The organism is Pseudomonas sp. (assembly GCF_036404235.1).
Lineage (GTDB): Bacteria > Pseudomonadota > Gammaproteobacteria > Pseudomonadales > Pseudomonadaceae > Aquipseudomonas.
In genome coordinates this window covers 1-15,721 of the sequence record NZ_DASWOT010000041.1, presented here as the reverse complement: position 1 = coordinate 15,721, position 15,721 = coordinate 1, and the positions used below count along the sequence as shown (strand labels likewise).

Genomic DNA, 15,721 nt, shown 5'->3' with positions numbered 1-15,721 from the left:
CGCCGGCAGCGTCGTGCGTTACCTTCAAAGCAACGGTATCAAGAGTGATCGCCTCACCGCCGTCGGCTACGCAGACACCCACCCCTTGGGCGATAACACAACAGCCGAAGGGCGCGCGAGCAACCGCCGGGTGGAGTTGATTCTGGAGCGCTGAAACTTGAGTTAACTGTGGATAAAAAATGCAGCCGTGTGTTTGTTAGAGTCGCATGCCTTAAGCCGGTCACCAAAACACACCATGGCATAGCCGCCATGTTATGAAGCTGAGTCACGGAGGGACGAATGCGGCCGCCAATCTTGAGATTTACCACCTGCGGTGTCCATGGGATGTGCAATTTGCCAATGTCGACGATGTGTAACCGGGTGCCCAATGGCGCCTTAGCAGAGGCTTGAGCCGTGTGCTGGGAAACTCGCATGCACGGTTCTTAGGGGGTTGGACGCGGGCAAGCGCGTCTGACTACCCGACAACCAAATCCGACTATGGGCACTTGGGCGCTCTAACTGGTTGTTTGCCGGCTCGCTGCGCAGCGTAAAGCGGGCGGCGGCGATCATGAGTTTGATCCAGTCTGCGCGCATGAACGGGCATGATCCGTATGCTTATCTCAAGGATGTTTTGAATCGCCTGCCGACGCAGCGGGCGAGTGACATCGGCCAGTTACTGCCGCATCAATGGCTACCCGCTCGAACTATGCAAGTGTGTTCTTCTCCTGCTTAGCCATTCGCTAAGCAAGCACGAACTGCTTCATCGCTGCCATCATTGCAATGACCAAAACGGCTAGCCCAATCGCAGACGTCCATTGGGCTGAAGGGCTTTCTGAAAACCAGGAGCCTTTAGCGGGGTATTTCCCTAGGGTAAGGGCCTTCATCAAAGGCCAGCCGATAGGGAAGCAAATCGCTTGGAAAACAAAGTCAGCCAGTACACCCAGTAGTTCACTCACAGGCCAGATCCCGCTGAATTACCAGTCCTTAAAGCTTAATCATGCTGCTCCAACCTGGCGATGACAAGGGGGAACCGATGGGCAAACGATACCGAGCAAACTGCTTGCATATCAGTTGATATCTGGCGGAATCACGCAAGGTGACTTGGCTGAACGCTTACCCTTCATCAGCTTTTCAGCTACATCCTTTCCCGGCGTTCTGCCGACTGCATTGCGCTTCACTCGCAACGTCAGGAATCAGAAGCCTCAAGGTTAAGGAGAGCCCCGCCCTCCCTCGCTGTATCGCCGGGAAACCATCGGCTATTAACGCTCAAACCCCACATTAGAAACGCTTCGGCAGTATGCGCGTTAGGGTGTTATCTCGGACCCAATAGTGATGGAACAAGCCCGCAGCCGCGTGCAAACCAATCAGCCAGTAGCCGCTGCTGCCGAGCAATTCGTGCCAATACTTGAACTGCTTAGCCAGGTCCGGATTGACGGCCACGGGCGACGGCAGAAAGAGCCCGAAGTAAGGCATCGGCTTGCCTGCTGCCGACAACATCAGCCAGGCCAGCAACGGCGTCGCAATCATCAGCCCATACAATGCCAAATGCATCAGGTGCGAAACGCCGGTCTGCCATGCCGGCAGGGCTGGCGTTATCGGTGGCCTGGGCGTCAGGCGCCCGAGCAGGCGTACCCAAACCAGAATAAAAATGCTCACCCCGAAGAGCCCGTGCAGTCCAAGAAACAAACTTTTTAAGGCATTCCCACGGGGCAACATCCCTTTGATTTCTATACAGGCATACACACCGACAAACAGCACCAGCATCAGCCAGTGCAGGGTGATAGACAGTTTTCCATAACGATGTGTGGCTGAGTCTCGGGTCATGATGGGCCTCTGGGATAATTATCGCGGGCAAGTCATTCGCCCGGCCACGATCCGGTTTATTACCTGATCGAACGACGCCACCCTGCTCGCCCAGCCTTAATGCAATCTGAAGATGCTTGAGCATCATCTATTGCGGCCTTCAGACTCCGTTAAGAAATGCCCTCGATACTCCTCCCAAACCTACTGGGGAGAAGTTATCCAATGGCCAATTTCGACTGGCACATCTCTTTACCACTCCACTTCGGCAAAGCCGAGTCCCAACAGATGAGCATGGCCAGAGCCTTGCCGGAGGACACTCTACGCCCGGTCTTCGAAACCTTTGTCCAGCAACGCTTTCGCCAGGCTCATGGTGCTGACATTCGTCATTTCATGCCTGAACTGTTTGGCATGAGCAACGCTTGCGGCGAACTCTGTGCGGTCGCCGGAGTGCGCCTGGCCAGTGCTGGACAGCTGTTTCTTGAGCGTTATCTGGACGAGTCGATTGATCCGCTAATAGCCGCCGCAGCCGGCCGACCAGTAGACCGCGCCTGCATCGTCGAGGTGGGCAATCTCGCTGCCAGTGACAGCGGCAGTGCGCGTCTGAGCATTATTACCATCACGTATCTGCTGGCTATGGGCGGGCTGGAATGGGTGGCCTTCACCGGCAATATCGGACTGGTCAACAGTTTCCACCGACTTGGTTTAAAACCCGTGACCCTCTGCGCCGCCGACCCTGCGCGGCTGGGCGATGACCGCCACAGTTGGGGCAGTTACTACGACAGTAAACCCTGGGTGCATGTGGGCAACATCCGAGCCGGCTTTATCCATTTACGCAATATCGGTTTGTTCAATCGCCTGGGGTTGCCGACGTCTCTTGAGGAGGCCAGCAATGTCGCCTGAAATGGAACGTTTCAAGATGATCCTGCGCGGCCATGCTGAACGCAAGACCAACACCCTCGCCCTGTGGGGCGATCAATTGAGATTGGACTACGCCACGCTATACGCCGAGGTCATCTATCGCCAACAGCGAGTGCGCGATGCGAACATCAAGGTGGTTGCATTGGCGTTGGACAATGGCGTCGAAGCGATGCTCTGGGATCTGGCCACGCTGTTCGAAGGACTGACGTGCCTGACACTGCCACCGTTCTTCACTCCGGCTCAACGCAAGCATTGCCTGGAACAAAGCCAGGCAGAACTGGTGATTGCAGAACCGGAACTGGAAGCAGAACTGCAAACCGCTGGTTTCGAGAAAAACGGCGAGTTCTGGCGTCGAAGCTTTAACGGTCCACACCGATTACCCGCGGGCACTGCCAAACTGACATTTACCTCGGGTACCACTGGCACCCCCCAAGGCGTGTGCCTAAGCGCCGAGAGCATTTTAAGCGTCGCCCGCGAGCTATATCAGGCCAGCCAACCCAACGATCCACAGCACCACCTCGCGGTGTTGCCCCTGGCGATCCTGTTGGAAAATATTGGTTGTTATGCCGCGCTTTACGCCGGCGCGACCCTGAGCCTGCCTAGTCAGAAAGTGCTGGGTACTCAGGGGGCCAGTGGCGTTGATATACCGCGATTGATCGGTTGCCTGACCACTCGCGCGCCCGAGAGCCTGATTCTCGTGCCGCAGCTTCTACTGCTGCTGGTTAGCGCTGCCGAACAAAAAGCCTTCAACCCTCAAACGCTGCGTTTTGTCGCCGTGGGGGGCGCGCGGGTTTCAGAAGAACTGCTGCACCGCGCGCAACGCATCGGCATGCCGGTTTACGAAGGCTACGGACTGTCGGAGTGTGCGTCAGTGGTGTGCCTCAACCGACCAGAAGCGCACCGCCCCGGCAGTGTTGGCAAGCCACTGCCCCACGTGGAAGTTCGTCTGGCTGACGACGGCGAAGTGCTGATCAAGGGTTCTACCTTCCTCGGTTATTTGGGCGAGCCACCTTGCATCGATCAATGGTGGCCCAGCGGCGATCTCGGCGAGTTTGACGCCGAAGGCTTCCTCTACCTCAAGGGGCGAAAAAAGCATCAATTCGTCACCAGTTTCGGGCGCAACGTGAACCCGGATTGGGTCGAGGCCGAATTGACCCAACGTCGCCACATCGCCCAAGCCTTTGTCTACGGCGAAGCCATGGCGAGCAACCATGCGCTGCTGTGGCCCCATCGGCCTGATTGCACCGATGACGAACTGGCGGCGGCTGTGGCCGAGGCCAACGAGGCTTTACCCCATTACGCCCAAGTCCATCGATGGACCCGCCTGCCTCAACCGTTCACACCCGCCAATGGCCTGCTGACCGCCAATGGCAGACCGCGCCGCGACGCCATTATTGAGCTTTACCAAGCGCAACTGACTGTATCAGCCCCTTGCGAGGAATCCGCATCATGAGTTTTTTCGACACCCTGCAAATAGCCACACAAGAAGAACGAACCGAGTTGTTCAGCCTTCCGGTGATCCGCGATGCCCTTGAGGGCAGGGTCAGCCTGGAAAGCTACCAGGCCTTTTTGACTCAGGCGTACTACCACGTACGCCACACCGTGCCATTGATGATGGCCTGCGGTGCGCGTCTGCCACTGCGCCTGGAATGGCTGCGTGAAGCGGTCTGCGAGTACATCAAAGACGAATACGGCCATGAAAAATGGATCCTCAACGATATCCATGCCTGTGGCGGGGACAAAGATGAAGTACGCGACGGTCGTCCGTCCTTGCCGATTGAGTTGATGATCAGCTTCCTCTACGACTTCATCGCCCGGGATAACCCGGTGGGTCTGTTCGGCATGGTCAACGTGCTCGAAGGCACTAGCATAGCCCTCGCCACCCATGCCGCCGGGGCTATTCGCGAACACCTTGAACTGCCGGAAACGGCCTTCAGCTACCTCAGTTCCCACGGCTCCCTGGATATTGAGCACATGCAGACTTATCGCCGACTGATGGACACGCTGGAGGACCCGAACGATCAGGCCGCCGTCATTCACACCTCCAAGATCGTCTACAAACTTTACACCGACATGTTCCGTGGCTTGCCGCGTAACAGGGAGAACCTGCATGCGCCTGTCTGAGGCCCGCGTTGTATTGACCGGTGCCAGTGGCGGCATCGGGCTTGCGATTGTTACCGCCCTATGCGCCAGCGGCGCCCACGTGCTGGCGGTAGCAAGGCACCGAGAATCATTGGCGCCGTTGCTTGAGCGCTATCCGCTGCAAGTGTTCTGGGTAAGTGCCGACCTGACGCTCCTGGCAGACCGTCGTAAGGTGCTGGCCTCGGCCGAAGCAATGGGCGGTATCAATTTGCTGATCAATGCCGCAGGGCTCAATCACTTTGCCATGCTTGAACAGTTGGATGACAACGACATCAGCGCAATGCTTGCGGTAAACATCAGCGCGCCCATCTGCCTGACCAAAATCCTGCTGCCACTGCTCAAGCAAGCCAAAAGCGCGATGGTCGTAAACATTGGTTCCACCTACGGTTCCATCGGTTACCCAGGTTACGCCAGCTACTGCGCCACCAAGTTTGCGTTGCGAGGTTTCTCCGAAGCCTTGCGCCGTGAGCTGTCAGACACTCGGGTGGGGGTGCTGTACGTCGCGCCCAGAGCCACAAGCACCAGCATGAATAGTCCCGCCGCGCAGGCGCTAAATGACGCCCTCAAATCTAATGTCGACGATCCTCAAACTGTCGCCTCGGCGGTGATCCGTGCAATTGCTGGCGGCCACCGCGACTTATACCTGGGCTGGCCAGAGCGATTTTTCGTGCGTCTAAACAGCCTGCTGCCCAACCTGATTGATCGAGGCTTGCACAAGCAATTACCCCTGATCCGTCGTCTGAGCCAAAAGAACGAGAACGAGAACCTTAAGCCATGAAAAAAATCTTCTGTTGCCTATTACTCGGCGCTTTGAGCCCTGCCGTCTGGGCCTTGGACGCAGCTGACCAGCAGCGCCTCACCGGCATCCAACAGAGCTGGGCGCATATTCAATACGAACTGCCAGCAGACCAACGCGCGGGGGCGTTCGAACAGCTCGCGACCCAGGCCACCGGCTTTACTCAGGATCGCCAATCAGTAGCCGAGGCGTGGATTTGGTCCGGTATCGTCACCAGCAGTTGGGCTGGCGCCCAAGGTGGGCTAGGCGCACTGAGCAAGGTCAAGGTTGCGAAGGCCGATCTGGAAAAAGCCCTCTCCCTTGACCCCAACGCCTTGCAAGGCTCGGCCTACACCAGCCTCGCCGCGCTGTATGATCGCGTACCGGGTTGGCCTATCGGTTTCGGCGACTCGGATAAAGCCGAACAGTTACTCAAGCAAGCGTTGCAACTGAACCCGAACGGCATCGATAGCCTGTACTTCTGGGGCGATCACCTCTACCGTCAAAAACGTTACACCCAAGCCAAAGAGACGCTGCAAAAAGCCCTGCTGGCAGAACCAAGGCCAGGCCGTGAAACCGCTGACGGTGGCCGCCGCAAGGAAATCGAAGCGTTGCTGCTGGACGTGAACAAGAAACTCGACTGACAGGAGTCCGTGTGCGCTTATTATTGATCGAGGATGACGTGGCCCTGGGCGAAGGTATTCACCAGGCTCTCGCACGCGAGGGCTACACCGTCGACTGGTTGCAGGACGGAAGTAGCGCCTTGCATGCGCTGATCAGCGAAACGTTTGATCTAGCTGTGCTCGACCTCGGTCTGCCGCGCATGGACGGGCTCCAAGTGCTGCGCCGACTGCGTGACAGTGGCTCCAACCTGCCGGTACTGATCCTCACCGCCCGGGATGCTACCGAGGATCGTATCGCCGGGCTGGACGCCGGGGCCGATGACTATCTGGTAAAACCGTTCGACCTGGCTGAACTCAAGGCTCGCCTGCGGGCCTTGTTACGCCGTAGCGCTGGCCGCGCCCAAGTGTTGATTGAGCATGCGGGTATCAGCTTGAACCCTGGGACTCAACAAGTCAGCTATCAGGGCGAACCCGTAGCCCTGACCCCCAAGGAGTATCAGTTACTCCATGAGTTGCTTTCCCCTCCGGGGCGAGTGATGACTCGTGATCAACTGATGCAATTGCTCTACGGCTGGAGCGAGGAGGCTGAAAGCAACACGCTGGAAGTGCATATCCATCACTTGCGCAAGAAGTTTTCCAGCCAACTGATCCGTACGATCCGTGGTGTCGGCTATCTGGTGGAAGAGCGCCCATGACCTCCATTCGGTGGCGTACGCTAACCTTGATTCTGGGTCTGTTGTTCCTCGGCCTATTGATCATGACCGCGGTCAACCTTCACGACAGTAATCATGAAATTGACGAAGTTTACGACGCCCAACTGGCGCAGAACGCTCGTCTCTTGCAAGGCGTGATGCGCATGCCAATGGCCAGCAAGGAACACGCACAGCTGTATCAGGCGTTCAATCAAGCATTAGGGCTCGCCGTGCCCAAAGTCGATGGTCATCCGTATGAGAGCAAAATTGCTTTCCAGGTTTGGAACGCCGAAGGCACGTTGCTGGTTCACACCACCAGCGCGCCATCCTTTACCGCGCCCCCAGTCAAACCGGGTTTCAGTGACGTAACGGACATCAACAACCGGAAGTGGCGCGCGTTTGTACTCGATGATGCGCAATATGGCCTGAAGATTTGGGTGGGCGAGCGCGACGATGTGCGTGCCGATCTTGTGGGTCGTATTGTCCGTCATACCGTTGAGCCTAATCTCATAGGCAGCGTGCTGCTTGCTGCCGTGATCTGGCTGGCGATTGGCTGGGGGCTCAAGCCACTGGTCAATATGGCCGAAACCCTGCGTGCGAGACACTCAGGTTCTCTTGAGCCATTACAAATGAATCCGCTACCCACTGAACTCGAACCCATGCAGACGGCCCTTAACCGCGTGCTCGCCCAGATCCAAGAGGTTATGGGCCGCGAGCGACGTTTTATCGCCGACGCCGCCCATGAAATGCGCACACCGCTGGCAGTGCTCAAAGTTCACGCAGAAAACCTGATGGAGGCAGTTAGCGAGGACGACCGGCGCGAGTCGCTTGAATACCTCATCATTGGTGTGGACCGTACTACTCGGCTGGTCAATCAACTGCTAACCATGGCCCGCATCGAGCCGCAGCCCCAAACTCATGAGACTCCGAACATAGATCTGGTGGCAACGGTTCGAGACAGTCTTGTTCAAATGACGCCATGGCTATTGAGCAAGGGGCTTGAGCTAGTGTTCGATCCCGTCGACGAAGTCAGCCTTGTCAAAGTCGATACGGGGATCATCCACATTGCATTGAACAATTTGGTAACCAACGCGGCAAACTTTTCCCCTCCTGGAGGGCTGATCACGGTGCAGTTGGTCAAAAAAAATGATCACTACGAGTTGAGTGTTGAAGACGAAGGGCCGGGGATTGACGAGGCAGAGCGTGATCGACTCTTTGAGCGATTCTATAGCCGTGGAAATGATCAAGGGGCAGGGTTGGGGTTGACCATCGTCCAGTCCATCGCCGCTCGCTTGGGTGGGAAAATTCGATTAGAAAATCGTCTGTCTGGTGGTTTGCGGGCGACATTTGAGATTTTTCGGTCTTAAGGTTTCCACTCATATTCCAAGTGACCACTATGGGTCCAAAGTGTGTAAAAACGTCACGAGCGAAGGTAAGACAAGCCAAAACGGGCGAAAAAGCGGAGTCAAGGTGTTCTAAATGAGCATTTTTCGCCCGTTTTTAACGCAGTATTGCCAAGCGCAGTAGTTTTCACACAGCCTGGGTCGATAGCAGCCAAGCCGGGAAGCGCCAGCCTGACAAGGTGAACGCAGTGTAACGATGCCCCATCGGGCTGACCATCATGGCTGGCCGTCAAAGCGATTTGCATTGCGCCCAGGCTTGCCTGATCAACTTGACTGCGAATATAGTTCGCCGTCGCTGCAAACTCAGCGACCGGGCTTGGCCGCTCGACTAAATACTCAAGGCGCACAAGCGCCCACCATTCGAAATGCAGGCGCTTTTTTTATGCCTACAATTTCGTGTTATGGCAGCTGTGCGTGGGACACCTTCGGGTGTGCCGGGTGCCTGAGTCCCGGTCGGCCAACCCGCGTACAGCTGTCACCCTAATTTGCTTGGCCGCAAACGATGGCAGCTCCCCAACTCTTGGAGCTCCACATGAAGCACTCATACACCGTCAATCCGCCTCCACGTTTTACCCGTGCATATTCCAGCGCCATGCAGAAGGCGAACTGATGCGTAAGTTCATTCCTCTGACTGCCACGCCTTGCGAAAACGCCGTCCTGCTGATCGATGCAGCGGCCTCCTACCTTGATCTGGAAGCCTGTGCAGACCAGCGTTTGCAAGCAGCAAAGGGCCTGCTCTACAGCCTTGCGCACATGGGTTTTACTGACGTAGAACCCAAGGACCTGCATAACCTTACCGATGCCGCCTATCTGTTACTGGAAGACGCCAGCGAGCTTTTCCAGGTTGCACGCAGCGCGGCAGTGCGTGGCGGGGCTGTCCATAAATAAAACGGTCCAAGCGTATGTTGCCGTTTGGGTGCAAGCCACAAAGAAACGGCAACAGACTCTGGAAATCCGTCTCACGACGAATCGGTCGAGCGAGAACGAACCCGACACCTGCAAACCGGCGACGACCGGGTCACAATGCAGCACGCCCCGGCGGCAGCGGTTTAACTGATTAGGCGTTTGTTCCCTGCTGCAGCAGGGCCCTACGATAAAAACCCAGTGTGCGACCGGCGTCGCCAAACAGGAAAAACCTCGGTCTTTTTGGCACCGTGCTACCATCGCCGTCACGACTCGCAGCAACATAATGTTGCAGTGAAAACCAATAATCTGCCCTTCGCTGCCTCATGACCTCCCCATCCGACTCGCAATCCGACTTACCCATGATCCTGGTAGTGGACGATGAGCTACGTTCGCGCGAATCGTTGCGCCGGGTGCTGGATCAGGAATTTCAGGTGCTGCTGGCCGAATCGGCCTGGGAAGCACGGGAACTCCTTGAACAGCATTCGGTGGCGGTGATCCTCTGCGATCAGCGCATGCCCAATGTCAGCGGTATCGAGTTTCTCAAAGAAGTGCGCGAGCGCTGGCCGGGCGTGGTGCGTATCGTGCTGTCGGGCTACACCGATTCAGAAGACATCATCGCGGGCGTCAATCAGGCCGGCATCTATCAGTACCTGCTCAAGCCCTGGCTGCCTGAAAACCTGCTCAACACTGTGCGCAACGCGGTAGAGAGCCAATCGCTGCAAAACCATATGCAGCGCCTGGACCTGGAACTGCGCGCCGGTACCCCTGCGTTGCGCCGCCGCAGCCGGGAAACGTTGGAACGGGTGCGCGACACTTTCGATTTCTCGCGCATCGTGCGCAGCCCCGGTGGCCCGCTCGATGCAGTCTGCGAGTTGGCCGCACGGGTCGCTCGCTATGATTTGTCGGTGCTGCTTTTGGGCGAATCAGGCACGGGCAAAGAGTTACTCGCCCGCGCCATCCACTATGCCAGCCCCCGCGCAGGCAATGCCTTCGTCATGGAGAACTGCGCGGCGCTGCCCGACACCTTGCTGGAGTCCGAGCTGTTCGGGCACAAGCGTGGCGCCTTTACCGGCGCGCATCAGGACCACATTGGGTTGTTCCAGCGCGCCCATGGCGGCACCTTGCTGCTCGATGAAATCGGCGACACCTCGCCGGCCTTTCAGGTCAAGCTGTTGCGTGTCTTGCAGGAAGGCGAGCTACGCCCGGTCGGCGCCTCCAGCACGGTGCGGGTCGATGTGCGGGTTATCGCAGCGACCCATCGCGATCTGGAACAGGATGTCGCCACCGGACGCTTTCGCAGCGACCTTTATTACCGGCTGTCCACGGTCAGCCTGGGCCTGCCGCCGTTGCGCGAGCGAACCGCCGACCTGATGCCGATTGCCAAAAAACTGCTCGATGATGCCCGCCTGGAACTTGACCTGCCGGACCTGCACTTTGCCGACGACGCCCTGGCGAGCCTGATTGGTTATCCATGGCCGGGTAATATTCGCGAGTTGCGCAACGAAATCTACCGCGCCGCCGCGTTGTCGGAAGGCTCGCAAATCGGCGCTCATTCGTTTTCCTGGCGCGTCATGCAAGGCCAGGGACGCAACACCCTGCCCAACGACATACGCCTCTCGCCACCCACGGGCACGTTGCAAGAACAACTGGACGCCATCGAAGCGACCATACTCAAGGAATCACTGCTGCGTCACCGCTGGAACAAAACCCATGCTGCCCGTGAACTGGGCCTGTCTCGCGTGGGCCTGCGCCAGAAATTGCGACGTCTTGGCCTGGAGGAATCCCGATGAACACCCCATTCAGAGTGCTGTGGTTGCAATCAGGCGGTTGTGGCGGCTGCAACATGTCTTTGCTATGCGCCGACACTCAGGATTTTTCCGGGATGTGGCGCAGTGCGGGCATTGAGTTGCTCTGGCATCCATCGCTGTCCCTTGAAAGCGGTGATCAGGTGCTGGATATCCTCGATGACTGCCTGCAAGGTCGCACCCGGCTCGATGCCTTGTGTATCGAAGGCTCATTGCTGCGCGGCCCGCACGGCACCGGGCGCTTTCACATGCTGGCCGGGACCGATGCGCCGATGATCGACTGGGTTCGCAAACTCGCGGCGGTGGCCCAATACACCTTGGGTATCGGCACCTGCGCTGCGTACGGTGGCATCACCGCTGCGGGCAGCAACCCGACTGACGCCTGCGGCCTGCAATTTGACGGCGAACGTCGAGGCGGCCTGCTGGGCGCCGATTACCGTTCGTTACGCGGCTTGCCGGTGATCAATGTGGCCGGTTGCCCCACGCATCCTGGCTGGGTGACCGACACCTTGATGGCGCTGGCCGCCGGGCTGTTTGCCGAGGCCGATCTGGACATCATCGGGCGTCCGCGTTTCTACGCCGACCAACTGGTGCATCAGGGCTGCACGCGCAACGAGTTCTATGAATACAAAGCCAGTGCGGAAAAGCCTTCGGACCTGGGCTGCATGATGGAAAACCTGGGCTGCAAAGGCACCCAGGCTCACGGCGACTGCAATACTCGCCTGTGGAATGGCGAGGGCTCTTGCACCCGTGGCGGATTTGCCTGTATCAACTGCACCGCGCCGGGCTTCGAAGAACCGGGGCACGCCTTTCAGCGCACGCCGAAACTGGCGGGCATTCCCATCGGCCTGCCCATCGACATGCCCAAGGCGTGGTTCGTCGCCCTGTCGGCGCTGTCCAAATCGGCCACCCCCAAGCGCGTCAAGCAAAATGCGACTTCCGATCACCCGCTGATCGCGCCGTCAGTACGCACCCCACGTCGTTAGGAGCTTGCATGTCACGTTTGGTGGTCGGCCCGTTCAATCGGGTTGAAGGCGATCTGGAAGTACAACTGGAAGTGGAAGATGGCCACGTGCGATCAGCACGGGTCAACGCCACCATGTACCGTGGCTTCGAGCAAATCCTGCTACAACACGCACCGCTCGACGCCCTGACCTACGCGCCACGCATCTGCGGCATTTGCTCGGTGTCGCAATCGATCGCCGCCGCCCGCGCCTTGGCCGGGCTGTCCGGCGTACAACCGCCGGACAACGGTCTGCTTGCAATCAACCTGATGGCCGCGACCGAAAACCTCGCCGATCACTTGAGCCATTTCTACCTGTTTTTCATGCCGGATTTCGTACGCCCGGTGTACGCCGACCGGCCTTGGTATCAAGGGGCTGTGGCGCGCTTTACCCCGCTTCAGGGCAGCCAGCAGCGCCTGGCCATTTCCGCGCGCAAACGCTGGCTGGATTTGATCGGCACACTGGGCGGCAAGTGGCCGCACACCGGCTCGATCCAACCGGGTGGCTCGACCCGCGCCATCGATGCCGCCGAGCGCCTGCGGCTGCTAACCCGAGTTCGCGAGTTTCGGCAGTTTCTTGAAACCGAGCTGTTTGCCGCGACGCTGGAGCGGATCAACGGTTTCACCAGCGAAAACCAGCTCTGGGCATGGCACGCCGAAGCGCCGGGCCAGGGTGATTTTCGGCAGTTTCTACAAATCGCCCTGGACACCGGGCTTGAGCATCTAGGGCCTGGGCCAGGGCTTTATCTTTCCTACGGGGCTTATCCGCGAGCCGATGGCTCGACGGTGTTCCCGCGTGGCCTATGGAATGGCCTCACCCAGTGTGCGCAAAACCTGGATCTGGACGACATCCGCGAAGACAGCGCCCATGCCTGGCTCGATGACGCTGGCGGCCCGCGCCACCCGGCCAATGGGCAAACCCAGCCGTTGATGGAAAAAGCCGACGCGTATACCTGGAACAAAGCCCCGCGCTTGGCCGGCGCGGTGCTTGAAACCGGCGCCATTGCACGACAGTTGATTGCTGGCCAACCGTTGCTGCGCGATGCCGTGGCGCGCTGTTCGGCAACGGTTTATACCCGGCTGCTGGCCCGTTTGCTGGAACTGGCGCAGGTGGTGCCGCTGATGGAAAGCTGGCTGATCGCCCTGCGCCCTGGCGAGCCTTATTACCGCGCCGCCGCATTGCCCGACAACGGCAGCGCGGTCGGTCTGACCGAAGCGGCCCGTGGCGCGCTGGGGCATTGGCTGGAGGTGGAGCACGGGCAAATCTCCCGCTACCAGATCATCGCCCCGACCACCTGGAACTTCTCACCACGCGATGCCCAAGGCCAACCCGGCGCACTGGAACAAGCCTTGCAGGGTGCTCCAGTATTACCCGGCGAAAAAAGCCCGGTAGCGGTGCAACACATCGTTCGCTCTTTTGACCCATGCATGGTTTGCACGGTGCATTGAAAAGGAAATCCCATGGAACGCCTGACCATTTCCCTGGACAGCGGCCTCGCTGAGGAACTGGACGCACTGATTCGCGACCAGGGTTACCACAACCGCTCCGAGGCGCTGCGCGACATTCTGCGTCGGCATATCGAGCAGGCGCGTCTGGAACAAGGCCACGCGCCGCATTGCGTGGCTAACCTGAGCTTCGTTTACGATCACCATTCACGCACCCTTACCGAACGGGTGATGGACCTGCAACACGCGCATCATCACCTGACCATCGCCAGCCAACATGCGCATCTGGATCACGACAACTGCCTGGAAAGCCTGATGCTCAAAGGCCCGTCCGATGAAGTGCGCGATTTCGCCAATCGCTTGTGCGCCGAACGCGGCGTGCGTCATGGCTGGCTGAACCTGATCCCCGTGGAACAGGATGCGACCCACGAGCAGGCCCACACTCACCAGCATCTGCACCCTAAAAGCTGACGATCATGGCACGTAAACCGCCACCCGGCAGCCTGGACGAAGACGCCTGGATCGAAGTCATCGCCAGAATGGACGAGGTCTATTCCAAGCTGGTGCAAGACGAAATCGCCCTGGAAGAGAAGAACGTCGAACTGGAGCAGTCGCAACAGTTCATCGCCGGGCTGCTGTCGTCGATGTCCGACGTGTTGCTGGCCTGCGACCCGGAAGGCCACATCGAAGAGAGCAATAGCGCGCTGCGCACGCTGGTCGGCTGTGACGAACAGTCATTGTCCGGCAGCCCGGCCTATGCCCTGCTGGCCGACCCATACAGCGAAACCCAATTGCGCCAGACCCTCGCCAGCCTGCGCCACCCCAACGCCAGCGCCTCGCTGGAAGTCAACTTCAAGGATGCAAGCGGCGCTCCGGTACCCGTGGACATCAGTTGCACCGTGCGCAGCGCTGGCAACGGGCGCTTTATCGGGCATGTGCTGGTGGGGCGCCCGCTGGGCGAGCTCAAACACGCGTATCGCCAACTGCACGAAGCCCACGAAGCGCTCAAGCGCACCCAGCAGCAACTGTTGCACGCGGAAAAAATGGCCTCGCTGGGCCGCCTGGTGGCGGGTGTTGCACACGAACTGAACAACCCCATCAGCTTCGTCCTGGCCAACGCTCATGTGCTCGACAGGTATGGCAAACGCTTGCAGCAGTACCTGCAAGCGGTCCACAGCGGTGAGCCGCAAACCAGCCTTCAAGCCTTGCGCCAACAGCTACGCATCGATCCACTGCTGAGCGATTTGCCGTCGTTGATCGAGGGCAGCATGGAAGGCGCGCAACGCACCGCCGACATCGTCAGCGCCCTGAAGCGCTTCTCGGCCGTGGATCGTGAAGCACTGGGCGAGGTCGACTTAAATGAAGTCATCGAGCGCGCCATCCACTGGGTTTGTCGTGGCGTCGCCCCTGATCTGCAAGTGCATTGGCAGGCCGTTGACACGCCACCTGTGCGCGGCAATGCCGGGCAACTGCTGCAAGTGCTGATGAACCTGATGCAGAACGCCTACGATGCCGCGCAAGCGGCCAACCAAGCCACGCCGACAGTCTGGGTCGATGTGACCCAGGAGCCGGGCTGGGTAACATTGCGCTTGCGCGACAATGGTGCGGGCATCGCAGAAAAACACCTGAGCCAGGTGTTCGATCCATTTTTCAGCACCAAGCCCGTGGGCAAAGGCACCGGCCTGGGGCTGTCGATCAGCTACGGCATCATCGAACGCTGCGGCGGTCGGATGGCCGCCGCCAATCAACCTGAGGGCGGTGCGCAGTTCACCGTGACGCTGCCCAAAGCCGTGCAGGCCTTGAGTCGCTAGCCTATCGCGGGCAATGGAAAGTCACTGTCCACCGTACCCGCCTGGATGGACAAACAATGACCAGCAGGCCCGCCAAACGGAGGGTTACGGGGAGAAACGTGAGGCCGCTCACTGCAGGAGTTCCCCGTTGACGCTAACACCGCGCTGTCGCGCAGCAAACAGGGTGACTTGTAAGAGCGCGGCTCGTCCCGCGACCGGCGGGGAACCCGTCGTAAAACCTGCACACGCGGTGTGACTGGCAGACCGCACGTACCGGGTTTGCTGCCGCTACGCTCCAGATCGCGGGGCAAGCCACGCTCCAACACGTGCGTTCTGGCCCTAAACCCCATAACGCCTTGGCGATGACGGCTTGTAGGAGCCAACTTGTTGGCGAGGCGACCCATGAGGTGTATCTGAAACACCGCCTCGCGAACAA

16 protein-coding genes and 1 pseudogene are annotated in these 15,721 nt (G+C 58.9%); 15 read left to right on the top strand and 2 right to left on the bottom strand.

The features are described 5' to 3' along the window. Together VGC62_RS05390 and VGC62_RS05385 are read left to right on the top strand one after the other, a co-directional pair. A partial coding sequence (locus VGC62_RS05390) for an OmpA family protein (protein ID WP_331186034.1) occupies positions 1 to 154 on the top strand: 154 nt, incomplete at its 5' end. A 306-nt stretch (positions 155 to 460) separates the two neighbouring features. Further along, a pseudogene (locus tag VGC62_RS05385) lies at positions 461 to 712 on the top strand (transposase domain-containing protein); the annotation flags it as partial. 7 nt (positions 713 to 719) lie between these two features. Here the strand turns inward: VGC62_RS05385 and VGC62_RS05380 are convergent. Together VGC62_RS05380 and VGC62_RS05375 are read right to left on the bottom strand one after the other, a co-directional pair. After that, the gene (locus tag VGC62_RS05380) at positions 720 to 935 is read right to left on the bottom strand and encodes a hypothetical protein (RefSeq protein ID WP_123366397.1); all 216 of its coding nucleotides are present in this window, start codon (positions 933 to 935) and stop codon (positions 720 to 722) included. A gap of 322 nt (positions 936 to 1,257) precedes the next feature. Beyond that, a complete protein-coding gene (locus tag VGC62_RS05375) occupies positions 1,258 to 1,803 on the bottom strand; it encodes a cytochrome b (protein ID WP_331186033.1) in 546 nt (181 codons plus the stop codon). A gap of 201 nt (positions 1,804 to 2,004) precedes the next feature. Here VGC62_RS05375 and VGC62_RS05370 point away from each other — a divergent pair, with 201 nt between their 5' ends. From VGC62_RS05370 to VGC62_RS05310, 13 genes are all read left to right on the top strand, one after another. After that, positions 2,005 to 2,682: a thermostable hemolysin gene (locus VGC62_RS05370; protein WP_331186032.1), complete on the top strand. Its 678-nt coding sequence runs from the start codon at positions 2,005 to 2,007 to the stop codon at positions 2,680 to 2,682. Beyond that, positions 2,672 to 4,153, top strand: a complete 1,482-nt coding sequence (locus tag VGC62_RS05365; RefSeq protein ID WP_331186031.1) for an AMP-binding protein — start codon at positions 2,672 to 2,674, stop codon at positions 4,151 to 4,153. The genes VGC62_RS05370 and VGC62_RS05365 overlap by 11 nt, the downstream gene beginning before the upstream one ends. Then, a complete protein-coding gene (locus tag VGC62_RS05360; protein ID WP_331186030.1) occupies positions 4,150 to 4,824 on the top strand; it encodes an iron-containing redox enzyme family protein in 675 nt (224 codons plus the stop codon). The genes VGC62_RS05365 and VGC62_RS05360 overlap by 4 nt, the downstream gene beginning before the upstream one ends. Further along, positions 4,811 to 5,620 (top strand): SDR family oxidoreductase, encoded by an 810-nt coding sequence (locus VGC62_RS05355; protein WP_331186029.1) that lies wholly within the window; start codon positions 4,811 to 4,813, stop codon positions 5,618 to 5,620. The genes VGC62_RS05360 and VGC62_RS05355 overlap by 14 nt, the downstream gene beginning before the upstream one ends. Beyond that, positions 5,617 to 6,261 (top strand): tetratricopeptide repeat protein, encoded by a 645-nt coding sequence (locus VGC62_RS05350; protein ID WP_331186028.1) that lies wholly within the window; start codon positions 5,617 to 5,619, stop codon positions 6,259 to 6,261. Before VGC62_RS05355 ends, VGC62_RS05350 begins: the two co-directional genes overlap by 4 nt. An 11-nt stretch (positions 6,262 to 6,272) precedes the next feature. Beyond that, positions 6,273 to 6,935 (top strand): response regulator, encoded by a 663-nt coding sequence (locus VGC62_RS05345; RefSeq protein ID WP_331186027.1) that lies wholly within the window; start codon positions 6,273 to 6,275, stop codon positions 6,933 to 6,935. Further along, positions 6,932 to 8,299 carry an ATP-binding protein gene (locus VGC62_RS05340; RefSeq protein ID WP_331186026.1) on the top strand — a complete coding sequence of 456 codons (1,368 nt, stop codon included), beginning with the start codon at positions 6,932 to 6,934 and terminating at the stop codon, positions 8,297 to 8,299. Before VGC62_RS05345 ends, VGC62_RS05340 begins: the two co-directional genes overlap by 4 nt. Before the next feature lie 645 nt (positions 8,300 to 8,944). Further along, on the top strand, positions 8,945 to 9,223 hold the full coding sequence (locus tag VGC62_RS05335) for a hypothetical protein (RefSeq protein WP_331186025.1): 279 nt from the start codon (positions 8,945 to 8,947) through the stop codon (positions 9,221 to 9,223). A gap of 341 nt (positions 9,224 to 9,564) precedes the next feature. Further along, the gene (locus VGC62_RS05330; RefSeq protein ID WP_331186024.1) at positions 9,565 to 11,031 is read left to right on the top strand and encodes a sigma-54 dependent transcriptional regulator; all 1,467 of its coding nucleotides are present in this window, start codon (positions 9,565 to 9,567) and stop codon (positions 11,029 to 11,031) included. Further along, on the top strand, positions 11,028 to 12,032 hold the full coding sequence (locus tag VGC62_RS05325) for a HupU protein (RefSeq protein WP_331186023.1): 1,005 nt from the start codon (positions 11,028 to 11,030) through the stop codon (positions 12,030 to 12,032). The genes VGC62_RS05330 and VGC62_RS05325 overlap by 4 nt, the downstream gene beginning before the upstream one ends. Before the next feature lie 8 nt (positions 12,033 to 12,040). Further along, on the top strand, positions 12,041 to 13,498 hold the full coding sequence (locus VGC62_RS05320) for a nickel-dependent hydrogenase large subunit (protein WP_331186022.1): 1,458 nt from the start codon (positions 12,041 to 12,043) through the stop codon (positions 13,496 to 13,498). 12 nt (positions 13,499 to 13,510) lie between these two features. Further along, positions 13,511 to 13,966: a nickel-responsive transcriptional regulator NikR gene (gene nikR, locus VGC62_RS05315; RefSeq protein ID WP_331186021.1), complete on the top strand. Its 456-nt coding sequence runs from the start codon at positions 13,511 to 13,513 to the stop codon at positions 13,964 to 13,966. Positions 13,967 to 13,971: 5 nt separating this feature from the next. Next, complete coding sequence (locus VGC62_RS05310; RefSeq protein WP_331186020.1) at positions 13,972 to 15,306, top strand: PAS domain-containing sensor histidine kinase; 1,335 nt, start codon at positions 13,972 to 13,974, stop codon at positions 15,304 to 15,306. Positions 15,307 to 15,721 lie beyond the last annotated feature (415 nt).